Source organism: Streptomyces sp. NPDC002577 (assembly GCF_053594815.1).
In genome coordinates this window covers 39,376-61,724 of the sequence record NZ_JBSFWK010000045.1, presented here as the reverse complement: position 1 = coordinate 61,724, position 22,349 = coordinate 39,376, and the positions used below count along the sequence as shown (strand labels likewise).

Here is a 22,349-nt window from a genome sequence, read left to right as displayed (position 1 = left end):
CCTGGTGGAACCGTCTGCGTCATACCTTCTCGAAGGCCCGGGGCGAACGGAACGGAATTCGCCGTCCCTTGCCCCGTCCACCAGCGATCGTTGCCCCGATGACTCCCGTCAGGCCCCCGCGCCCGCTCCCGCCAGGGCTGGGCTGTCTGCCTCCGGAGGCGCCTGACCTGCGGCGGCGGAGTCGGGGCGGGCGGCATCCGGGCCGACAGCGGGCCGGATCGCCGGGGAGTCGGCCGCGGCCAGACGTTCGGCGAACCGGTACGCCCCGTACGCGCCCGCCGGGGGCGGAGAGTCGGTGAAGTGCTCGGCGAGCGAACTGTGCACATGGTCGTCGACCGTGAATCCACGTGCCGTCAGATAACGCAGCGAAAGCTCGGCCAGCTCCACTCCGGAGTAGTCGGCGAACTGCAGGTACTCGGCGAAGCAGGCGGCCAGTTCGGACCCGGGGCGGGCGTTCAGGGCCTCCACCAGCGTCGGCTCCTCGCCGCAGAGCACCACCGCCACGTCGGCGTTGACGTCCGCGGCGGCGCGCAGCGCGCTCATGACGGCGCTGCGCTCGGCCTCCGGGCGGTCCTGGAACGCCTGGTCCAGTTCGAGCAGCAGCAGCCCGCCCCCGGCCTCGTCGAAGAGGGCGGCGGCGAACGTCTCGGCCTGCTCCCGCCAGCCCGCCGGGAACGCGGAGAGGGCCTGCCGGTGCACCGCGCCGGTCTCCAGGAGCCCGCTCTCGGCGAGGCATCGCGCGTACAGCCCGGCCACGGCGCTTCGGCCGCTGCCCTGCTTGCCCGCGAACACCAGGTTCATCAGCCCCGCGACCGGTTGGCGCTGGCGGTGGAACTCCGCGAGTCCGGCGAGGCGCTCGAGCAGCGAGGTGCGAACGGCCTCCAGCCCGACCAGGTTCGCGATGCGCCTGCTGCTGCGCGCCTCCGGCTCCCGGTTGCTCCCGGGGCCGGAGGTAGCGCTCTCCGCCCCGGGCACGCTCTCCACGTCGTCGGCATCCAGTCGCGTGAACTCCGCGTCCGAGGTGGGTGGGTGAGCGGCCAGCCGGGATGCCTGACGGTTGATCATCGACTCGAACAGCTGGCGGGCCACGCGGCCGTTGCCGAAGGTCGGCCCCTTCGGGATCCGCTCGAAGTAGGAGGTCAGAGCCTCCAACGCGGTATCGGTGAGCTCGTAGTAGTGCTTGCTGCACAGACCCCGGACGATCGTCACCAGCTCGTCCACCGCGTAGTTGGGGAACTCGACGGTACGGGAGAAACGCGACGCCATGCCGGGGTTGGAGGACAGGAACTGGTCCATCTGCTCGGAGTAGCCCGCGACGATGACCACGATCTGGTCGCGGTGGTCCTCCATGAGCTTCATGAGGGTCTCGACGGCCTCCTGCCCGAAGTCGGGGCCGCTGCCCTTGGCCTGGCTGGTCAGGGTGTAGGCCTCGTCGATGAAGAGCACGCCGCCGAGCGCCTTGGTGACGACCTCCGTGGTCTTGATGGCCGTGGCGCCGATGTACTGCGCGACGAGATCGGCGCGCGCGACCTCCACGATGTGGCCCTTGCTGAGGATGCCCAGTTCGGCGAGGACCGCGCCGTAGAGTCGGGCCACCGTGGTCTTGCCCGTGCCCGGGGGGCCGGCGAACACCAGGTGCCGGCTCATCGGAGGCATGGGCAGTCCCATCTCCTCCCGGCGCTGGGCCATCTTGTTGAGGTTGATGAGGCTGGTGACCTCGTGTTTGACGCTCTCCAGCCCGACCAGCGCGTCCAGTTCGGCGAGCGGACCGGTGCCGGTGTGCTGCGCGGTCTCCAACGCGTCCGGCTGCTCCGCGCCGCCCTCCGGCCGCTGCTTCCCCTTCGGCGCCGGCCGCCCGGACTTGTCCTGCCGGTCGCCGCCGGTCAGGTTGCTGGCCGAGAACTGCGGGTTGTCCCGGAGCTGGTGCACCTGCCGGCCGCCGTTGTCCCGCACTTCGCAGTCCCGGACGCGTACGGGCTCCTCGGTGTTGGTGCGTACGCCGTCCCCGGCGTTGTCGAAGATCACGCAGTTGCTGACCTCGGCCCGCGCGTTCGCCTGGATGTTGACGCCGTTCCCGCGGGCGCTGTGTATCCGGCACCCGATGGCGGTGACCGATCCGCCGCCGGTCACCCGGATCGCGTCGGTCCCGGAGCCGGCGATCTCGCTGTCCCGCAGGGTGAGCATGGCATCGGTCCCGACGAGGACCTCGCAGCCCTGGAGCCTGGCGGACACCACTTCCGCTTCGGATCCGCCGGCCAGAGCCATCCCGGAGCCGCCGCCGGTGCGCAGGCGCAGCCCCTGGAACGTACCGGTCGCCTTCTCGGTGAGCTCCACGGCGTTCGCCCGGTCGGTGACGATCGCGCAGTCACGCAGCGCGACCTTGGCTGCGCCCGCCACCCGCAGCCCGGTGCCGGCGCCCTCGGCCACGGTCAGCTGCTCCAGCTCGGCGGTGGCGCCTCCCGTGACGACCACAGCTGCCTGGGCCGCCTCGCGTACGGCCAGCTGCCTGAGGCCGGCCGTGCTGCCGCCGTCCACGACCACGCCCACCGACGCCTGTCTGATCTCGCAGTTCTCCAGCCGGGGCCGCGACTTCCCGGTGATCCGGACTGCGGTGCGGCCCGGGGCGGCGACGGCGCAGTCCTTGAGCAGCGGGCTCGAGCCGTCGGCGATGTGCACCGAGTCCGCACCCGCACCGGAGAACCGGCAGCCGGTGAGGGTGATTTGGCCCTTGCTCGTGAGGTACGCGTCCACGCTCGCGCTGCCGGTCACGGTGAGGCCCGACACGGCCGCCGCGCCGTTCTGCTCGACGACCAGCGCCGGCTTGCCGCTCCCCGTGATCGCCGTGTCCTTGATCTGCGCGCGCCCGTGGCCGTTGACGCAGATGCCGTTGCCCTCCGCCTGGTCGATGACGCTCTCCCGGACCGCCAGCTGCCCGCTCTCGGCGACCACGACCGCGGACGAGCGGGTCGCCTTCACGACGGTCTTCTCAACGGCGTTGGCACCGGGCGAGGTCACCACGATGCCGGCGCCCTGCGCCTCGTCGATCCGGCAGTCACGTGCCACCAGCGTCCCCTGATGCCACGCCAGGATCGCCGTCCACCCCGCGCCGGTGATCCGGCAGTTGTCGAGTGCGGCCTCGCCGCGCCGGATCTCGACGGCGGCCGTGTCGTCGTCCCCACCGGAGATCGTCAGACCTGAGAGCTGCACCGCCTCGGCGTCGACGACGACGGCGCTTCCCGAGCCCACGCGGATGAGCACCTCGCTCGCGCCGCTCGCGGCGGCGATGGTCACCATGCGCGTGATGGCCAGCGCCTCCTCGTACGTCCCCCCGGCCACGGTGATCACCGCGCCGTCGGAGGCGGCGCGCAGCGCCTCGCCTATGGACTGATAGGCGCCGGGACGGTCCCGGGAGACCAGCAGGACCTGCCTCGTCATGGCGTCGTTCCCTTTCTGGGCGCTGTCGTGTCGGCACTGCGCGGCGCTGCACTGCGGCCGGTCACGATCAGCCCCGGCGGATTGCGGAGTGCGTTGACGGCCGTCGCCGGGAGGCGCCCGGCGGGCTTGGCGTCCTGCCACTCCGTGGCGGCCCGCTCCAGCCCGGCCATGGCGATGTCGTCCAGCGGGAGGCGCCGGATGTCCACGCTCCCGTCCGCGCCGATCTCCGGGCCTGTCAGCTCCCGAAGCAGCAGCACGCGCCGTTCCTCGTCGCGCACCCCGAGCACCTTGAAACTGGTGCCGGGCAGGTAGAGCACGCGGTCGGGGACGGTCGCGTCCAGCAGGGCGGTGCGACGTGCGGTCATCGACCAGATCAGTACGTCGACGTCGCCGGCCATCTCCGGATGCGCGGTGGTCAGCGCGGAGCAGAACGCCCACTCGGTGACGAGGCGGCGCTTGCCGTACCACTGCCACTCCGCCTCGCTCAGCGTGGTGCGCAGCATGGTGGCACCGCGATACGACGGCAGGCGGCGCAGCCCTGACGCCACGCAGCGGGCCAGCGGCACGTGGGGACCGACGGTCGCGCTCCGTACGGCACTGTCGATCCGGTCGGTTCCTCCGGACAGATACATCCGGACGGCGACCAGGTCGGTCACCACGTCGTCGGCCGACTGCTTGGAGGCGGCGCGCAGCCCGGGGGACTCGGACAGCACCCGCGCCACGTGGTTCGCGGCGGAGTCGTACTGTTCCTTCAACGTCCGTCGCAACCAGGTGCGTTCCTGCTCGATCCCGCGCTCCGGGGGTGCGGCGCAGGCTTCGGGGATGGGCACGGGTTGCACGCGCACCGCCGGCCGCCGGGCCTTCGGCCGCGCCGGAGGCGCGGGAGCCGCCGCGGGAGCAGGTGTTCCCGAGGGCTCGGGGGCCGGGGAGGAGGACGGCGTTTCCGAGGGGCCGGAGGCAGAGGGCGGGGACGGCATTCCCGAGGGAGCGGAGGGCTGCGCCGAGGACGGCGCGGGGTCAGCCGCCGGAGCAGGCGCGGGGGCGGACGTCGGCGCCGGCTGCGGAGACGTCCGCGGCGCCGGGTCTGCCACGGGCTCGGGATCCACGGCGTCGGCACCGCCGGCAGTGGCCTCCCCCGGTTCGGCGGGCACAGCCTCGGAAGGCGGGGCGGATTCCAGGCGAAGGGATCGCGGGCGCATGGGCGCCGGTACGGACGGCGTCGCTTGCGCTTCCCCTGTGTCGGACGCTGCGGGGCCAGCAGGCGCTGTACCCGACACGGCAGGCGCAGCCCCGGACTCGGTGACGAGAGGCACCGGCGCGAGCTCCGGTGCCTCGGCCGCAGGCCCGGACTCCCCCACCACGGGCCCCGGCGCAGGCCCGGGCACCCCGTCCGGGGATCCGGGCACCCCGGTTGCCGGTCCGGGCCGGCCCGGCGCAGGCTCCGGTACCTCGGCCGCAGGCGCGGGCTCTCCCACCGCAGACCCCGCCACCCCGGCAGCAGGTCCACGCTCGCCCGCCGCAGACACCGACCCGGGCTCCGCAACCCCGGCTGCAGTCCCAGGCCGGCCCACCGAAGGCATCACCACCCCAGCCGCAGGCCCGGGCTCACCCCCCACAGACACCGGCGCAGGCCCCGACACCGACCCGGGCTCACCGGCCCCAGGCACCTGGGCGGAGCCACCGCCGGAGACGTTCTCGGCCGCATCCTTGGGGGCAGGCAGCACCCGGCATGCCCCGGCGAGCACCGGATCCAGCTTCTGCCGCACCTCTTCGGCCAGCGACCGCATCCGCTCCACGGACTCTGGCGTACCCGCGTCGAAGTGGATGACCATCCCGCTCGGGCCGGCCGGGACGCGGTGCACCGCGGTGGCGTCGGCCGGAGCCGCCGGTGGCCGCAGCCACAGTCCGCTCTGGGTCACCTCCAGCACGGCGTCGGGCGCGTATTCGTACACGCCCTTGGAGACCTCCGGCAAGCCGTCCACCGGCGCACGGCGGTCGAGCAGCAGGGGCGGCGGCGCCACGGAGCCGGTTGCACGGGTGGGCCGGTACACCAATTCGCGCACGAAGGCGGCCGGGCCGGGCGTGCCGTCCTCGCCCGGGACGCGTATCAGCGCGCCGTCCGCGCCGGGCTCACCGACCGTCGGCAGCCCGCCGTAGACGATGACCTCGTGACCGAGCCGGTCGGCCAGTATCTGCCCGAGCGCGCTGCCCTTCGGCACGCCCAGCGGCCCGTACGGGGCGAAACGCACCCGCGGCCGGGCGTCCGGGGCGACGCGTTCCCAGAACCGTTCGATGTCCCCCAGCGGCAGGTGTGGGCCACCTGGGCAGCCGAGCACCACGGTGAGCCGGGCGGACTGGAAGAGCAGGGAGTTCACCAGCCGCCTGCGATGGACGTCCTGGTCGCCCGCCGGCTGGTCCGTCCGCCTGATCCAGAAGCCGCCGGGAAACGGTTCGGCCGTTCCCTCGGCGCTGGTCGCGAAGGAGCCCTCCGGCACGGCTTCATCCCAGTCCGGCACGGGAAAGCGGCGCGACACACGGGGGGCGCGCCGGTGCGGGGTGAGCCGTGTCCAGGTGGACGGGCGGCGCGGCTGGAAGCCGAGCCAGCCGGAGCCGGCAGCCTCCGGCACGAAGAGCACGCCCCCGGCGGCGGGGAGCACCCAGCCGTCCGGGGTGAGCACGGTCCGCTCGAGACGGTCGGCCAGGAGCTGGCCGACCGTCATCGCGGTCTCGCGGCTCGGCCGGCCGATGACCACCCGGAAGGATCGCCCACGGCGCTTGAGCAGTTTGGCGACCGACTCCCAGTCCTCGGTCGGCGGATCCTCGGGGAGGTCGACGACGACCAGGGTGTGTTCAGGGTCCTGGGCCAGTCCGCCGACGAAGGCGCGCACCTGCGGGTTGATCTCCCCCTCGGGATGGACCAGCAGCGCACCGCCGATGCTCTGGCACTCCAGTCGCGCACGGCTTGCGCTGCCCGGACTGCGCTCGAGTTGCACCATGTCCCGCCCCCTAACCGGCACGTGCCGTGACAGCAGTCTTGGCGGCGGTGGTGTCCAGCGTCGGACCGGTGGGTGCCAGGTCGAGCAACTCCTGGGGGAGCGCGCTCGCCTTGACCTGGCCGTATCCGAGCGCCGCGACGGCGGTGTCACCCAGCGGGTACTTCTTGCCGCTGTCGGTGATCAGGAAGAGCTGCGCCGCGGAGCCGGCGGAGCCGGACGTCTGCGCGGATTGCGCCTCGACGAGCATGGCCTTGTTCGGCGGCACGTACAGACCGGTAGTTCGCGAGCCGGCGGCGACTGGCTCGGTCACGATCGAGCCGCCCTTGGAGCTGCCGGCCTTCTGCAGCACGCACAGCGCTGAGCCGCCCGGGCTGAAAGCCGGCCCCGAGAGCACGTCCGGCACAGCGGTCAGCAGGGAGCGGTCAGGCGAGACCCTGGCCGCCGCGATGTCGGCCGCGGTCGCCTTCTTCGGCGCGGCCCCGCCGGGTACGGCGCTGAGCAGGGCGAACTCGGTGCGGTTGATCGGGGCGAGGCCGTCGGACCGCAGCACGTACAGTTCCTGGGCCCCGGCGGCCGTGGTCTCGAACAACTGCCCTACCTTCGCCGGACCGCCGGCCACCGAGGGGCCCGCGGAGCCTGCTCCCGGGATGCGCGGGGCGGTCAGCGTCCCGCCGGACGGCAGTTGGGCCAGCCATGCCGCGGAGGCCGCGACGGGCTGCTCGGCCACCAGGCCGAGCGCAACCAGTTCGGCGTGGGACTTCAACCGGTACTTCCGGCTGTTCCACAGGATGTACGTGGCGTGGCCCGGCCCGGCGAGCAGGACCCGCTGGTTGCGTGGGACCGGGGTGGTGCGGCCGATGGGGTCGAGGTCCACCAGCGTGCTTCCGCTGCCCGGCGGCATGCACACCGAACGGTCTCCGGAGAGCAGTTCGGCAGCGGGGGGCACGACGTCGGGTGCGCCGAGGATGCCGAGTTGCGGGCCGTGCCGGACGCCCGCCAGGGAGTCGCGTGAAACGGACACGACCTTGGCGCGGTCCCCCGCGACCAGCAACGCGGAGGCGTAGTTGGCCATGGGGTACAGCTGCTTGCCGAGGTAGAGGTACCGGTTGCCGGTCTCCTTCTCCACGATGATCGCCCCCGGACTGCGCCAGGCCGTACTCGCTCCGGGGCTGATCAGGCCGTAGACCGCGCAGCCCGCGGCGAGCAGGACCGCGACCAGCGCGCCGAACTGCATGCCCAGGTTCCCCCGCCGCATGGGGACCTCGACGGGGCCCGGATCACCGGCCACCAGTGCCGACACAAGCCGACCGGTGGCGAACCGGTGTGCCTGGACGTGATCGCGTCGATTCTGCACCGCCGCCCCCTCAGCCGGCCAGCGAGCGGAAGTACGCGTACGCGTTCAGGACCTGCAGCAGCAGCGGGATGAGGGCGAGCGCCGTGCAGCCCTCCAGGATCTCGCCGAAGCGCCCCCATATGGGCCGCAGCCTTGCACCGGGCAGTCGCCAGGCACCCGTCAGCAGCAGGGCGGCGGCAGCGAACAGCCCGAGCATGGCCGCGGCTTGCGCCGCCGGGGTCGCGTGGAGCGCGAAGGACAGCAGGACCAGGACCGCTCCGAGCCCGCCGGCGACCACCAGCGCGATGCGCTGCCATGCGTTGCCCACGCCGCGTGCGCGCAGCAGCACCGCCGCGCTGAACACCGCGGTGAACACCCATCCCGACCAGTTCGCAGCTTGCACCAGCAGTGCGGAGGCCACCGTGAAGACCGCGGCGGCGGAGAGGAAGAACACGCTGAGGTAGCCGTCCGCCGCTTCGACGCGGCGCGTGACCAGGGGTTCCGGCAGCGGGTCGATGCCCTGCTGCAGTTCCTCGGAGTTGTGCGGGAGCTCCACGACACGCAGTCTGGCCGCGAACAGCGCCAGTCGCGGGACGAGCGGGGACACGGCGAACATGGCCGCCGCGAGTACGGCGGCGATCCGCGTGGCGTCCCACCCGAGGACGATCGACAGGAACGACGCGAACTCCACCGTGCCCGCCAGCATGAGCAGGGTGCCGAACACCGCGATCGGCACCCTGCCGGTGGCCAGGACCCCGGCGGCCGCCACCCCGGTGAACGCGGCGGTGACCAGCCCGTCCAGCCGGCCCGGCGCGAACAGCCCGGCCGGGCCGGCCGCCGCGGACAGTCCGGCCAGCGCGGCGAACACGCACGCGCCCAGGCCGGTGACGGTCCCCATGGTCCGGTCCTCCAGCGCCTTGGTGACCAGCGCGCAGCCGACAATCAGGCCCAGTGCGAGCACGCCGCAGGTGAAGGCGGTCAGCAGGTCGGGGCGTGCGGCGACGACCAGGGCGGTGATGGAGGCCAGCGCCAGGCAGGCCAGGCCGAGGCAGAGCTGCCGGGTCAGCTCCGGTCGCCAGCGGTGGCCCTGGGTGTTGATCGCGGTGGCCACTCCGTCGGCCACGTCGTCGAACTGCAGCTCCGACAGGAGGTCGTCCTTCGGCCGCAGATACAGGACGTCGCCGTCCCGCAGGCCGAGGGTCTCCGGGGTGCCGTCCAGGTCCAGCGGGGCCTCGCCGAGCCGCTGCAGCGCCCAGTTGCCGCCGAGGTCGTCCTCGGCCACGGCCCGCCTCACCACAACGGGCAGGATGGTGGCCACCGTGGCGGAGACGGGCACCGCGAGGTCGGTGCGGCCGGAAGCCGCGCTGACGGTCAGCCGGCAGACATCGGCGGTCCCCCCGGACCCGGTGCGGGAGGGGGACGACGCGGCGGTGCTCATGGTTCTCCTGCGGTGCACGGACGGGGAAAGGTGATTGCGGTGCTCGGACGGCGGGCGCCAGGTTCCCGGCGCCCGGCGGAGGGCCGGCTCATGACGGAGCCGCCAGTCCGGTCTGGAGCAGCCCGACACCGCGCCGGGTGACGAACTGAGCGCGGCCCGCGGGCAGCGTGCGCGGCTTCGCCTCACCGATGAACTTGCCCTCCTCCTTGGGGTAGGAGAAGAGCAGCGCCGGGCTTCCCAGTTCCCACATCCGGCGCAGCAGCGGGTCCATCATGGCGCGCATCGCTCCGGAGGTACTGCGCGCGACCACGATGTGCAGTCCGATGTTGGCCGCCTGGGCCAGCAGCGGCACCATGGGCGTCATCGGGTTGTCCATGGCGCTGCCGGTGGCGAACAGGTCGTAGTCGTCGATGAGCATGAACAGCCGCGGTCCCGTCCACCAGTCGCGCTGCGTCAGCCGCTCGGGGGCGATGTCGGGGCCGGGCACCCGGCCGCTCACCGACGCCGCGGCACTTCCGGCCAGTTCGGCCAGTGCCTCGGTGCCCACGGCGTAGCCGACGCGGTACTCCTCCGGGACGTCCCTGAGGAGCTCCCGACTGGGGTCGGCGAGCAGGATGCGCGCCTCGGCGGGGGTGTAGCGGGCGGTGACCGCCTTGGCGACCAGGCGCAGCACGTTGGTCTTCCCGGTGGCGTCGTCGCCGAAGGCCATCAGGTGCGGCACCTTCTCGAAGTCGTGCCAGACGGGCTGCAGGCGCTTCTCGTCCCAGCCCAGGCAGGCACGCATGTCGCCCTCCGGCGGCGGCAGCTGGTCCACCGGCAGGTTGCTGGGCAGCAGCCGGACGCCCGGTGCCGAACGGCCGGTCCAGAACGTCTCGATCTCGGCTGCCGCGGCCTTGGTCGCGCTGGTCAGGTCTTCGATGTCCGACGAGCCGTCGAGCCGGGGCAGTGCGGACAGGAAGTGGTGGCCCGAGCTGGTGAGACCGCGCCCGGGGCGCGAGGGCACTCCGGCGGCCTGACGGGTTCCGACCTCCGACTCCATGCTGTCGCCGAGCCGGAGCTCGAGCTTGGTGCCCATCAGGTCGCGCTGCTTGGGGCGGATCTCCGACCAGCGGACCGCCGATGCCACCACGTGCACGCCGAAGGAGAGGCCGCGGGCGGCCAGTTCGGCGACGCGGTCCTCCAGTTCCTCGAAGTCCTGCCGGAGGGTGCCCCATCCGTCCACCACGAAGAAGACGTCGCCGTACGGGTCGTCGATCTGGCCGCTGCGGCGCAGCGCGCGGTAGGCGGCCATCGACTCCAGGCCCATGCTGGTGAAGCGTTCCTCCCGCGTCTCCAGGATCTGGGTCATCTCCTCGACGGTGCGCAGCACCCGGTCGCGCTCGAGGCGGGTGGCCACCGAGCCGACGTGCGGCAGGCCCGCGATGGAGACGATGCCGCCGCCGCCGAAGTCCAGGCAGTAGAACTGGACCTCATCCGGGGTGTGCGTCAGGGCGAGCGAGAGGATCAGGCTGCGCAGCAGGGTGGACTTGCCGGTCTGCGGTGCTCCCGCGATGCCGACGTGCCCGTCGGCCCCGGAGAGGTCGGCCACCAGGAGTTCGCGCAGCTGCTCGTAGGGCCGGTCCACCATGCCGAGCGGTACCTTCAGGGCGCCGAGCGCCGGGTAGTCGCTCGCGCTCATCCCGCGCAGCGGATCGGGCACGATGCCCGGCAGCAGCTGGTCGAGGCTCGGCGACTCGTCCAGCGGCGGCAGCCACACCTGGCGGGCGGGCGGGCCGGCGTCGGTGAGCCGGTCGATCAGCACCTCGAGCAGGCTCTCGGAGCTCTCGGACTGCTCTTCATCGTCCGACGGCTCGTCCGGTTCCAGTGAGAGTGCCGGATCGGCCGGAAGCGGCGGCCGCTGCTCCAGGCCGAAGGGGACGATCTCGGCGGCCGGCCCGGTCCGGCTCTCGCCCGCGGACGCGCGGGTCTGCGGTTCCGGGCAGGGCCCGGAGACATAGGCGGCCTTGAACCGGACCAGATTGGTCGTGTCGATCTTCAGGTAGCCGTGGCCCGGCGTCGAGGGCAGTTCGTAGGCTCCCGTGATGCCGATGACGCTGCGCGACTCCATGGAGGAGAAGGTGCGCAGGGCGACCCGGTAGGAGAGGTGGCCCGTGACCTTGTGGATGCTGCCTTCGTCGAGTCGCTGTGAGGCCAGCAGCAGGTGCACGCCGAGGCTTCGGCCGACGCGCCCGATCATCACGAACAGCTCGATGAACTCCGGCTTGCTGGAGAGCAGTTCGGAGAACTCGTCGACGATGAGGAGCAGGGAGGGCAGCGGGGCGAGCCGCGCGCCGCCCAGTCTGGCCTTCTCGTACTCGAAGAGGGAGGCGTAGCCGGCCTCGCGGAGCAGTTCCTGGCGGCGGATCACCTCTCCTTGCAGCGAGTCGCGCATCCGGTCGACCAGCGGCAGCTCGTCGGCCAGGTTGGTGATCACCGCGGAGGTGTGCGGCAGCTTCTCCATGTTGAGGAAGGTGGCGCCGCCCTTGAAGTCGACCAGGACCAGGTTGAGTATCTCGGAGGAGTGGGTCGCGCAGAGCCCGATGACCAGGGTGCGCAGGAGTTCGCTCTTGCCGGACCCGGTGGCACCGATCAGCAGGCCGTGCGGTCCCATGCCGCTCTGGGCGGATTCCTTGAAGTCCAGCTCGACGATCTCGCCGTCCTCGGTCACTCCGATGGGCACCCGCAGGCGGGCGTGCTGCGGGGAGCGCGGCCGCCACTGGGAGGCCACGTCGAACGCCCGCGGATCGCGGATGCCGAGCAGGGCGGTCAGGTCGAAGTCGTTCTCGAACGGTTCGTCGACCAGGTCCACGATCCCGCTGGTGCGCATGGGCGCGAGATACCTGGCCAGGTTCTCGGCCGCGGCCACACTCAGCTCGTCGGCCTGAGCGGACGCCGTCGAGTCGCCGGAGGGGAATGTCACCCGGCCGTCCTCGGTGGTCAGGCGCAGCACCTTCGGGCCGCCGGTCATGTCGCCGGTCAGGTCGAGCAGGACGACGTTGCGCAGCCCGGCGCCGAGCAGCCGGGAGCCGGGCGGGATGTGTGTTCCGGCGGCGACGATCACGATGAACGGCTCGGAGGTGCTGGGCGCCTCGGACTTGTCGTGGTCGGGGCGGTCGCTGACGTCCTGGCCCAGGAGTTCCATCAGTGCGTCGTGGTCGGTGGCGACGAGCCGCAGGGCGCCCGCGGCGTCACGCTCGCGCGGATGCGCGTTGTGCGGCAGCCACTTCACCCAGTCCCAGTCCGCCCGGCCCTGCTCGTCGGTGAGCACGGCGATCCGCAGTTCGTCCGACGAGTGGAAGACGGCCAGCTGGCAGAGCATCGCCCGGACCATGCCGTACGCGTCGGTGCCGTCCCCGGCGAACTCGACGCTGCTGAAGCTGCGCAGGGAGACCGGGACGGCCATGCCCTCGACCGATTGGTGGGCCTTGATGAACCTGCGCAGCGAGATCGCCGTGAGGGGTTCGAGGTCCTCGACGGGCTTGGTCTCCGGGGGGATGAAGTGCAGCGCGGCCCGCCGTGAGCCGAGCCCGACGCGGACCCGGGCGAAGTCGTCGTGGCTGGCGCGGCGTTCCCACAGCCGGGGGCCCATCGCCAGCGACCACAGGTCCTCGGGTTCGGGGTGGTCCCAGGAGACGGCGGCACGCTGCTCGGCCGCCGCATCCTTGGCCTGCTTGCGCAGCTGGGCGAGGTAGCGCAGGTAGTCCCGGCGCTCGGACCGCATCCGGCGTTTGCGTTCCTTGCCCGACTGCCCGAGCTGCGTCAGGCTCATCGCGATCATGGAGACGCCCATCATCCCGGACATCATGTAGGTGGTGGGCGAACCGTTGCCCAGCGAGAGCCCCACCGCCATGGCCGCCGAGCCCAGGCCCATGGGGAGGAAGGCCAGCGCTGACCCGAAGTCGGCGCTCGCCGGCTCACCGAGCACCGGCGGCTCGGCCAGCTCGATCTCGCCCTCGGGCATCTCAGGAGCGGTCGCGCGCGAGCCGCGCTTCACCGGCACCGTGTTCGTCATCCGCGTCCCCCCATGGGCATGACACGAGGGGAGCGCTCCCAATGATTCACAGCGCCCCGCACCGCATCGCGTAGGCGACCGCGTGCGAGCGGTTGCGCAGGTTCAGCCGCGTCAACATGCCACTGACGATGTTCTTGATGGTCCGCTCCGAGTAGTTCAGCTGCTGTGCGATCTCCACGGTGTCCAGGCCGTCGGCGAGCAGCCTCAGGACCTCGACCTCCCTGTCCTGCAGACCGCCGACGGTCAGCCCGTTGGGCACGAGCACGGTGCGCTGGATCGTCCTGACCTGTTCGAGCAGCCATCCGACCATCTGCTCGGGGACGAGCGCGCGGTCGCGGCTGCTGTCCCGGATGGTCTTCACCACACGGTCCCGGTCGGCCTCCTCACGCGAGACGAAACCCACCAACCCGCTGGTGACCGCGCGCATCAGGTAGTGCTCGCTGATGGTCTCGGCGATGAGCACGATCCGCATCTCGGGATTGGTCGACTCGGTGGCGGCGCGTTCCATCCACCGGACGACGTCCTCAGTGGTCTGGTGGACGGTGACCAGCAGTACGTCGGCTTCGCCCCTCCGGTCGGGCGGGAGCAGCGTGATCCCGGGAGTGCCGCGCAGGGAGGCGACGGCGCCCTCGCCGCTGACCGGGTCACCGGCGTGTACAGCCACGGTGATCACCGCGCCTTGTTCCCTTACCGCCGGCGCCTCTACCGCGCGGGCGGCCATACCGACCAGCCTGCGTCGACGGGGTGGCACACATCAGCGACGGCGCGCACCTCGGGAAAACGGACACTGGTCATAGACGCTCCAATACTCAGGTTGTGCTGCCCACACGCTCTCGTGGGACCCGCCTCGGTGCTCCAGCGGCCGTTCCGGCCACTGCGAACCTTTGATGGACGTGCGCCTCCCGATGCCGAACGACATAGAGGGACACACTGGCCCCTAAGCCGCGAGAGCGATGTGTACGACTTTCACACCAGGCGAAGTGCTTTACTTCTAAAGCACTCGACTCGCAGCAGTCAAGCAAAGAGTGGGCAATTCGACGACTCCGCGAGGCATGCCTGATTCACGCAAAGGACCGGGCGATCACCCGGCGGTACGGTGCACAAGAGGCCACGACTACGGCAATGAAGTTCGACTGAAGAGCCTGAAGTTCACCCTGTGTTCACCATTCACGCACAAAAAAACCTGCACATCGCAGCGAGCTGAAGGATAGGTTCCGGTTACCGCACGGCCCTGCCAGGATGCCCGATGCCTCTACCGACTCGTGCCCCGCACCGCCCCGGATTCATACCCTCCGCGCCCCGTGTGCCGCTCGCGTTGATGACAACCCCGGCCCTCGCCGGTATCCAGGTGGCCACCACCGACCTACAGCCGAAGGGCTTCAACGTCCGACCCCGCGTCGGAGCGACGCATCGGCTTCCCGACACATCGCCTGTGGGGGCGCAATCCAGCTGCCACAACGCCACGTCCATAGCAGCCAGCACCAGTGGGTGTGCTTGGTGGCGACCTTCCCAGTACCGCACCGCGGCCCTCACCGCATACCGCGGCAGCGGCATGTCGCCCACCGCCCCCTCGCCGTCGACCGATGCGGCAAGTTTGAACCGCTCCCTCAAGGTGATGCCTCCTATGGTCATCGCGATCCGTCCGTAAAAACGGGCAGCACAGGGGCACGCCTAGTCGGCGAGCGGGCAGCAGCTTCCCGCGCCCCGGAGGCCTCCACCGCGTCATCCAGGGGATCCGTACTCCGGAAGACGGGCACATTCGGTCATGAACTGTTCTACGACGAATCTGGTCAGTGGCGGCAAGCGCCTTGTAGAAATTTGCCACCGCAGCCGGAAGCGGCCAGGGCTTCGGGAATTCAGTCGGCGCGGACACAACGCGCGGAGCCGTGAAACGGAGGTGTCGCCGTGGACGCCGAGGAGCGTAGACGCGGAATCCTGGAAAGGGCACGCCGTGCTGGATCCGTGGACGTCGGAAAGCTCGCTGCCGGCCCCGGGGTCTCCAAGGAGACCGTGAGGCGCGATCTGCACGTACTGGAGGAGCACGGGCTTGTACGCCGTACCCACGGCAGTGCCCATCCCGTGGAGATCGCGGGCCTCGAGACCACGCTCGCCTTCCGTACCACCATGCACGTCCGCCGAGAAGTCCCGGATCGCGGCAGCCGCGGCCGAACTGCTCGAGAACGCCGAAACCGTCTACATAGACGAGGGCTACACACCGCAACTCATCGCCGCCGCACTCCCCCGCGACCGGCCACTGACCGTGGTCACCTCCTCGCTGGCCACCGCAGCTGCAAGGTCACCGTCGCCACGTGCCCGACCCCACTACCGGGCCGCGCGAGGCCGCGGTCGATGTGGCGGCCTGCGGGCTGTGCAGGACCGATCTGCACATCCTGCAGGGCGAGTTCGCGCCGACCCCTGCCGGTCGTGCCAGGCCACGAGCTCGCCAGGGAGGTTGTTGGCATCGGCGGCGAGGTGACCGAACTCGCATTCGGCGACCGGGTCGCGTAGACCCCTTGCGGTGATCCGAAACGCACCACCCGGATCATCGGCGGCCTACGACGTCCCCGCGATCTGGCCCCGTAGTGCTGCCCGGCGGTCCGCCGTACGACACCGCGCGCTGCCGCCTGCTGGCCACCGTCGCGACGGGAGCGGCCTGGCAGCGCCGCCGGGACACCACCCGCCCCCGTCGACCGGGCACGAAGTCCGCCGGTGGCCGACTGCCGTCGCCACACAGGACGCCGTAGGCTCGGGGAGGGGATGTGCCATGCAGCAGTGCCAGTGCGGAGAGACCTCCCATGACCTACCAGTACACCGTCGCATTCGATTCCGGTGCCGATCCGTCCACCGCCCGGGTCGGGGGCAAGTGCGCCGGTCTGCTGACGATGACCGTCTCCGGGGTACCGGTACCGCCCGGGTTCGCGGTGACCGCCGACGCCTTCGACGCCCTGCTCGACGGCGGCGGCCTCCGTTCGGAGATCGGCTCCGTCCTCGCCGGGCTTGACATTTCCGACACGGCCGACACCGAGACGCGCGCCACCGAAATCCGCCGATTGGTCACCGAGCGGCCCGTGCCGTCCTCGGTCGCGACAGCCGTCACCGCGGCCTACCGGGTCCTCGGGGATGCCGGGGACGTCCCGGTGGCCGTACGGTCGAGCGCCGCGATGGAGGACCTGCCGACCGTGAGCTTCGCCGGGCAGTACGACACGTACCTGTGCGTCCGGGGCGCCGACGCTGTCCTCGACGCCGTACGCCGCTGCTGGGCAAGTCTGTGGACCGCGCGCGCGATCACCTACCGAGCCGTCAACGGTGTGCCCGAACGGGGGCTGAGCATGGGAGTCGGCGTGCAGAGAATGGTCGACGCTCGCACGGCGGGTGTGGCCCTGACCGTGAACCCGGTCGACGGCGACCGGTCGAAGATCGTCATCGACGCAGGCTGGGGACTCGGCGGACCGGTGGCGTCCGGTGAGATGACCCCCGACAACTACGTCGTGGACAAGGTGCTGTTCGTCCCCGTACGGACGACCGTGTCGCCGAAGCACCACGAGCTGGTCGCCGCTCCGGACGGGCGCGGGCTCGTCCGGCGTGAGGTCGAGTACGCCCGCCGGGGGGCGTCCTGCCTGGGGCCCGCCGAGGTCACCGCGGTCGCCAGACTGGCCAAGAACGTCGAGCGCCACTACGGCTGCCCGCAGGACATCGAGTGGGCCATCGACCGTGCCACGGCCGCCCCGGACGGCGGCCCCCGGGTGCTGCTGCTCCAGGCGCGGCCCGAGACGGTCTGGAGCCGCAGGCCACGCGCGAGAGCCGCGGTGGTGCCCGGGGCGGGCGTCTCCAGCATCGCCGACACCATGCTCGGCCTCGGGACTCTCCCGACCTGAGCCTCAGCCCCGTCACTACGGGGCCCGACGGAGGGACCTCGCATGGCGCCCCAGTCGCGTACGTCGTCCGGACCGCGCACGAGCTTCCCCAGCCCCTATGAGCAGCCGCCGCCCGCCGGGGCCGAGAACTGGCAGAGCCTGTATCCGTACACCGTGCTCTTCCACCCCGAACGGCGTGCGGTGGAGGAGGCGAAGTTCTGGTTCTGTGACAACCAGCACTGGCCCACGGTGCTCAAACCGTTCGAGACGATCGGCCCCGAACTGGCGACGAAGTGCCTGGGCCAGTTCAACACCCGGCACTTCCTCATGCCGCCCGCGAACGGCATGGAGTGCCGCGTCCACCAGGGCTACGTCTACCTCAGCCCGGTGGCGGTGCCGCGGGACGAGGTCGCGGGGCGGGTGCCGGAGTTCCTCCGGCGCGCCGGGTACTACTTCGAGCACTGGGACGCGCTTGTGGACAACTGGAAGCGCAAGGTCCTCGCCACGATCCGGGAGCTGGAGGCGCTCCGGTTCACCGAACTGCCCGACGTCCAGCCGTACGAGGAGATCGAGCGCGGCGTCGGGCTGGACGCGACCGACGCCCTGCTCGGCGGGTACGACCGGCTCCTGGCGCTGTGCCACCGAGCCTGGCAGTACCACTTCGAGTTCCTCAACCTCGGCTACGCGGCTTACCTGGACCTCTTCCAGGCGTGCAGACAGTGGTTCCCCGGCATCCCCGACCAGGCCGTCGCGACCATGGTCCAGGGCGTGGACATGGAGCTGTTCCGCCCGGACGACGAGCTGAAGCGGCTGGCGAAGCTCGCTGTCGAACTGGGCCTGGAGCACCTGCTGACCGCCCCCGACCCCGGACCGGACACCCTCGACGCCGTCGCCCTGGCGCCTCGGGGCCGGGACTGGCTGGATGCCTGGGAAGCAGCCCGCGACCCGTGGTTCAACTTCACCTCGGGCAACGGCTTCTACGCCGACGACAGGTACTGGCGGGACGACCCCGCGCTGCCCCTGGGCTACATCCGCGACTACGTCCTGCGGCTGCGCCGGGGCGAGAACGTCGACCGGCACGTGACCGAGCTCGTCGCCGAACGAGACCGGATCACCGGCGAGTACGCCGCCCTGCTCGACCCCGCCCAGCGCACGGACCTCGAGGCCAAACTGCGGCTCGCCCGACAGGTCTACCCGTATGTGGAGAACCACAACTTCTACATCGAGCACTGGTCCATGGGCGTCTTCTGGCGCAAGGTGCGGCAGCTGTCCGCACTGCTGCACCGGGCGGGCTTCTGGCGCGGCGAGAGCGACATGCTGTACCTCACGCGCGACGAGGCCCGCGGCGCACTGTTCGACTTCGCGTCCGGCTGGGCGCGGGGCTGCGCGCCGGTCGGCCCCGACTTCTGGCCGCCCGAGGTGGAACGGCGGAGGCGGATCGTGCGCGCCCTGGCGACCCGGCGCCCGCAACCGGCGCTGAACCGGCCGCCCGCTGCCGTGACGGAACCGTTCAGCATCATGCTGTGGGGCATCACCAGCGAACGGGTCCGGTCCTGGCTGGCCGACTGCGCCACCACCGGCGACCTGACCGGCCTGGCCGCCTCGCCCGGGCGCGCGGACGGCCCGGCCCGGATCATCCACAGTCCCGCCGAGCTGGACCTGGTACGGGACGGGGAGATCCTCGTCGCGCCGGTCACCGCGCCCAGCTGGGCTCCAGTGTTCGGCCGGATACGGGCAACGGTGACCGACATAGGCGGGGTGATGTCGCACGCCGCCATCGTCTGCCGCGAGTACTCCCTGCCCGCTGTCACGGGGACCGGGGCGGCGTCCACCCGTATCAGGACGGGGCAGCGGATCCGGGTGGACGGCACGGCCGGCACTGTCACCTTCCTCGACTGAGCGTGCTTGTACCGAAAGGAGACCGGCATGCCCCCCGCACCGCTTCCCGTGCTCCCGCTCGCCCCGTCGCAGATCCCCCCGGCGGACCAGGTGCCCGCCCTGGTGCGCCTGACCGGGGTCGAGCAGGAGATCTGGGACCGCGCCCTGCCCTATCTCGACGTGCGAGACAACGACGCGCACTCGCTCTACGCCTACGGCCTTGCCGCCGCGCTGCTGAACGCGGTGCCACAGGCCCGTGTCGACGTTGTGCTCCCGGCGATCCTGCTGCACGACACCGGGTGGAAGACCATCGACCCGGCACGCATCCTGCCCGCCATCGCCCCCGGCTCCCGCGACCCCGAGATTGTCCGCAGACACGAGACCGAGGGCGCCGCCATCGCCGCTCGCATCCTCACCGACATGGGGTACCCGCGGGAGGACACGGCGCGGATCACGTCTCGACGGCCACGACACCCGGCGGCACGCCCTGAACGCCGACGACGCAGTGGTCAAGGACACCGACAAGCTGTGGCGGCTCACCCCGCACGGGCTGCGGACTGTCGGCCCCTGGTTCTGCCTCGACGCCGAGCAGACGCTGCGATTGGTCCTGTCGCACACCTACGACCGGCTGCTCACCGAAACGGCACGCGCGATCGGCCGTGCGCCGGCCGCCTGCGCAGGGCTCGACCACAGCCCGCAGCGGCTGGCGATCAGCGGCCAGGCCCCATGGGTGAGCGGTGGCCACCCGGGTTGATTATGGGCATGGCGCGCACCACGCTGGACGCTATGGGCAGGTCGCACCTCCTCGGACTGGTCGTGACCGACCAGCGGGGTCTGATCACCGGGTGGAGCTCGGGGGCGGAACGCCTGCTGGGACACACGGCCGCGGAAGCCGTGAGAAAGCCGGTCGCGGAGCTGCTGGGGCTGGAGCACGCCGACGGCCCCGGGGAACGGCACATGGCGCTCCCGGTGCGGCACAGGGACGGCAGCCTGCTGACGCTACCGGTCTCCAGCTATCCCCTGGCCGGCGACGTGGCCGGGTGCGAAACCGGGCCCGGTTCGGTCCTGGTGGTCGGCCCGCCGCCGACCGGGCCCGCGCTCCGGGAGCGGGAGGCGTTGTCCGCCTGGGCCCTCGAAGCTTCGCCGATGGCGCTTACGGTCTACGACACCGACCTGCGCTGCGTGTGGCAGAGCGACCGGATGCGCCGCCTCAGCGGCGTCTCCGACGAGCAACGGCGCGGGCTCCGCCTCACCGACGTCATGACCGGCCCGGACGCCGTGGATTGGGAGGAGCGGATGCGGCTGGCCCTGCTGACGGGCGAGGAGCAGGTCGGCGAGATCAAGGGCAGCATCCTGGCGACGTCCGCCTCCCGGATCCTCAGTGTCTCCGCGACACCGCTGCAGGACGATCGGGGTCAGACGCTCGGCGTCTGCACCACCGTGACAGACGTGACCCAGGCCAGCCGTGATCGAGAGCGCCTGGCCCTGCTGAACGACGCGAGCGTCCGCATCGGCAGCACCCTGGACCTGACCCGGACCGGCCGGGAGCTGACCGAGGTGGTGGTACCCCGGCTCGCCGACTTCGCCCGCGTCGACCTGCTGGAGGTCCTGCTCAGGGGCGAGGAGCCCGCCCCCGGGCCGATCGCCGGGGCCGTCCGGCTGCGCCGGATCGCGGAGCTGAACCTGTTCGAGGGTGTCCTGGAGGCGCAGACCACCGCCGGCGACTCCGACGTTTATCTCGCGTCCTCACCCGCGGCGCTGTGCCTGGCCAGCGGGCGCTCGGCGGTGTACCGGACCTCGGACCCGGTGATCCACGCCTGGGAGGCCGAGAGTCCGGCCCGGCAGGCGAAGATCGCCCGGTTCGGGACGCACTCGTGGATGCTGGTGCCGGTCAGGGCCCGGGGGACGACTCTCGGTGTGGTCATGTTCACCCGAACCCGCGACACCCCCGAGCCTTTCGAGCCCGATGACCTCGCTCTGGCCGAGGACCTGGTGGCGCGGGCGGCGGTGTGTCTGGACAACGCGCGGCGGTTCACACGGGAGCGCACGGCGGCACTCGCGCTTCAGCGAAGTCTGCTTCCGCAGCGGCTGCCGCACCAGTCGGCGGTACAGGTGGCCTCGCGTTATCTGCCTGCGTCACCGAGCATAGGAGTGGGGGGCGACTGGTACGACGTGATCCGGCTGTCGGGTGAGCGGGTGGCCCTGGTGGTCGGGGACGTGGTGGGGCACGGGATCCACGCGGCGGCGGCGATGGGGCGGCTGCGGACTGCCGTGCGTACGCTCGCGGACGTCGATCCGACCCCGGACGAATTGCTGACCCGGCTGGACGACCTGGTGATCCAGCTGTCCGCGGAGTCGGGGGGTGACCCGGGCGGCGATCCGGCGGCGGACATCGGTGCGACGTGTCTGTACGCGGTGTACGACCCGGTGTCGGGGCGGTGTGCGCTGGCCCGGGCCGCTCATCCGGCACCTGTCCTGGTGGCACCGGACGGGGCGGCCGGGTTCCTGGAGCTTCCGGCCGGGCCGCCGCTCGGCCTGGGAGGTGTGCCGTTCGAGTCGGTGGAGGTGGCGCTGCCGCCGGGGAGTCTGCTGGCGCTGTACACCGACGGCCTGGTCGAGTCCCGGCAGCAGGATCTGAATGTGGGCTTGGAGGTGCTGCGAAGGGCACTGACCGCGCCTGCCGACTCTCTGGAGGACGTGTGCGAACACGTGGTGAGGACGGTGCTCCCGGACGGACCTGCCGATGACGCGGCGTTGTTGCTGGTGCGGACTCGGGCGCTGGACGGGCGGCGAGTTGCGGCGTGGGACGTGGCGGCGGACGCGGCGGAGGTGTCGCGGGTGCGTTCGGAGAGCGTGCGCAGGCTGGTGTCCTGGGGCCTGGAGGAGGCCGCGTTCGTAACCGAACTGGTGGTCAGTGAGCTGGTGACGAACGCCATCCGGTACGGCGGTTCCCCGATCCAGCTGCGACTGATCCATGACCAGGTGCTGACCTGTGAGGTCTCGGACGCGAACAGTGCCGCGCCGCACATGCGGCGGGCGCGGGTGTTCGACGAGGGCGGCCGAGGTCTGCTGCTGGTCGCACAGCTGACGCAGAGGTGGGGGACGCGGCAGACCTCGACAGGCAAGACGATCTGGTGCGAGCAGGCCCTGCCAACCGAGGCCGGGCCGGGCCGGCCCGACGAGCCGGAGTCGGTCGAGGCGGCATGACAGGGGCGGGTGGGTCGGCGGACCGGAGCATCAGGACCGTTGGACGTCGTGGTCGCCTGCGGCACGCCGAAGCTGAAGGCGGTCGGGTGACAGGTCGTCGAGCACATACAGCGGGCTGATCGCCTGCCACACCACCTCGTACGCCCCGCGAGCAGCG

The 22,349-nt window shown here is 71.6% G+C and carries 10 protein-coding genes and 2 pseudogenes; 6 read left to right on the top strand and 6 right to left on the bottom strand.

What is annotated here, in order from left to right; all coding sequences use genetic code 11:
• Positions 1–108: 108 nt before the first annotated feature.
• The 6 genes from ACWD4J_RS35875 to ACWD4J_RS35850 form a co-directional block, all read right to left on the bottom strand.
• On the bottom strand, positions 109–3,435 hold the full coding sequence (locus ACWD4J_RS35875; RefSeq protein ID WP_451399692.1) for a right-handed parallel beta-helix repeat-containing protein: 3,327 nt from the start codon (positions 3,433–3,435) through the stop codon (positions 109–111).
• Complete coding sequence (locus tag ACWD4J_RS35870) at positions 3,432–6,431, bottom strand: hypothetical protein (RefSeq protein ID WP_451399691.1); 3,000 nt, start codon at positions 6,429–6,431, stop codon at positions 3,432–3,434. Before ACWD4J_RS35870 ends, ACWD4J_RS35875 begins: the two co-directional genes overlap by 4 nt.
• 10 nt (positions 6,432–6,441) lie before the next feature.
• Positions 6,442–7,785, bottom strand: a complete 1,344-nt coding sequence (gene eccB / locus ACWD4J_RS35865; RefSeq protein WP_451399690.1) for a type VII secretion protein EccB — start codon at positions 7,783–7,785, stop codon at positions 6,442–6,444.
• 10 nt (positions 7,786–7,795) lie between these two features.
• Complete coding sequence (eccD, locus tag ACWD4J_RS35860; RefSeq protein ID WP_451399689.1) at positions 7,796–9,202, bottom strand: type VII secretion integral membrane protein EccD; 1,407 nt, start codon at positions 9,200–9,202, stop codon at positions 7,796–7,798.
• An 88-nt stretch (positions 9,203–9,290) separates the two neighbouring features.
• The gene (gene eccCa / locus ACWD4J_RS35855) at positions 9,291–13,253 is read right to left on the bottom strand and encodes a type VII secretion protein EccCa (protein ID WP_451399688.1); all 3,963 of its coding nucleotides are present in this window, start codon (positions 13,251–13,253) and stop codon (positions 9,291–9,293) included.
• Between the two features lie 46 nt (positions 13,254–13,299).
• Positions 13,300–13,917, bottom strand: a complete 618-nt coding sequence (locus ACWD4J_RS35850) for a response regulator transcription factor (RefSeq protein WP_451399687.1) — start codon at positions 13,915–13,917, stop codon at positions 13,300–13,302.
• A 1,241-nt stretch (positions 13,918–15,158) separates the two neighbouring features.
• On the opposite strand from ACWD4J_RS35850, the pseudogene ACWD4J_RS35845 reads away from it, so the two are divergent.
• The 6 genes and pseudogenes from ACWD4J_RS35845 to ACWD4J_RS35820 all read left to right on the top strand — a co-directional run.
• Positions 15,159–15,546: pseudogene (locus ACWD4J_RS35845) on the top strand (DeoR family transcriptional regulator); the annotation flags it as partial.
• Positions 15,542–15,758: pseudogene (locus ACWD4J_RS35840) on the top strand (alcohol dehydrogenase catalytic domain-containing protein); the annotation flags it as partial. The pseudogenes ACWD4J_RS35845 and ACWD4J_RS35840, both read left to right, overlap by 5 nt.
• Positions 15,759–16,048: 290 nt before the next feature.
• The gene (locus tag ACWD4J_RS35835; RefSeq protein ID WP_451399686.1) at positions 16,049–17,128 is read left to right on the top strand and encodes a PEP/pyruvate-binding domain-containing protein; all 1,080 of its coding nucleotides are present in this window, start codon (positions 16,049–16,051) and stop codon (positions 17,126–17,128) included.
• 42 nt (positions 17,129–17,170) lie between these two features.
• On the top strand, positions 17,171–19,006 hold the full coding sequence (locus ACWD4J_RS35830; RefSeq protein WP_451399685.1) for a PEP-utilizing enzyme: 1,836 nt from the start codon (positions 17,171–17,173) through the stop codon (positions 19,004–19,006).
• A gap of 484 nt (positions 19,007–19,490) precedes the next feature.
• Positions 19,491–19,739 (top strand): hypothetical protein, encoded by a 249-nt coding sequence (locus tag ACWD4J_RS35825; RefSeq protein ID WP_451399684.1) that lies wholly within the window; start codon positions 19,491–19,493, stop codon positions 19,737–19,739.
• A gap of 8 nt (positions 19,740–19,747) precedes the next feature.
• Entirely contained in the window at positions 19,748–22,192 is a 2,445-nt protein-coding gene (locus ACWD4J_RS35820) for a SpoIIE family protein phosphatase (protein ID WP_451399683.1), read from the top strand.
• Positions 22,193–22,349: the final 157 nt, after the last annotated feature.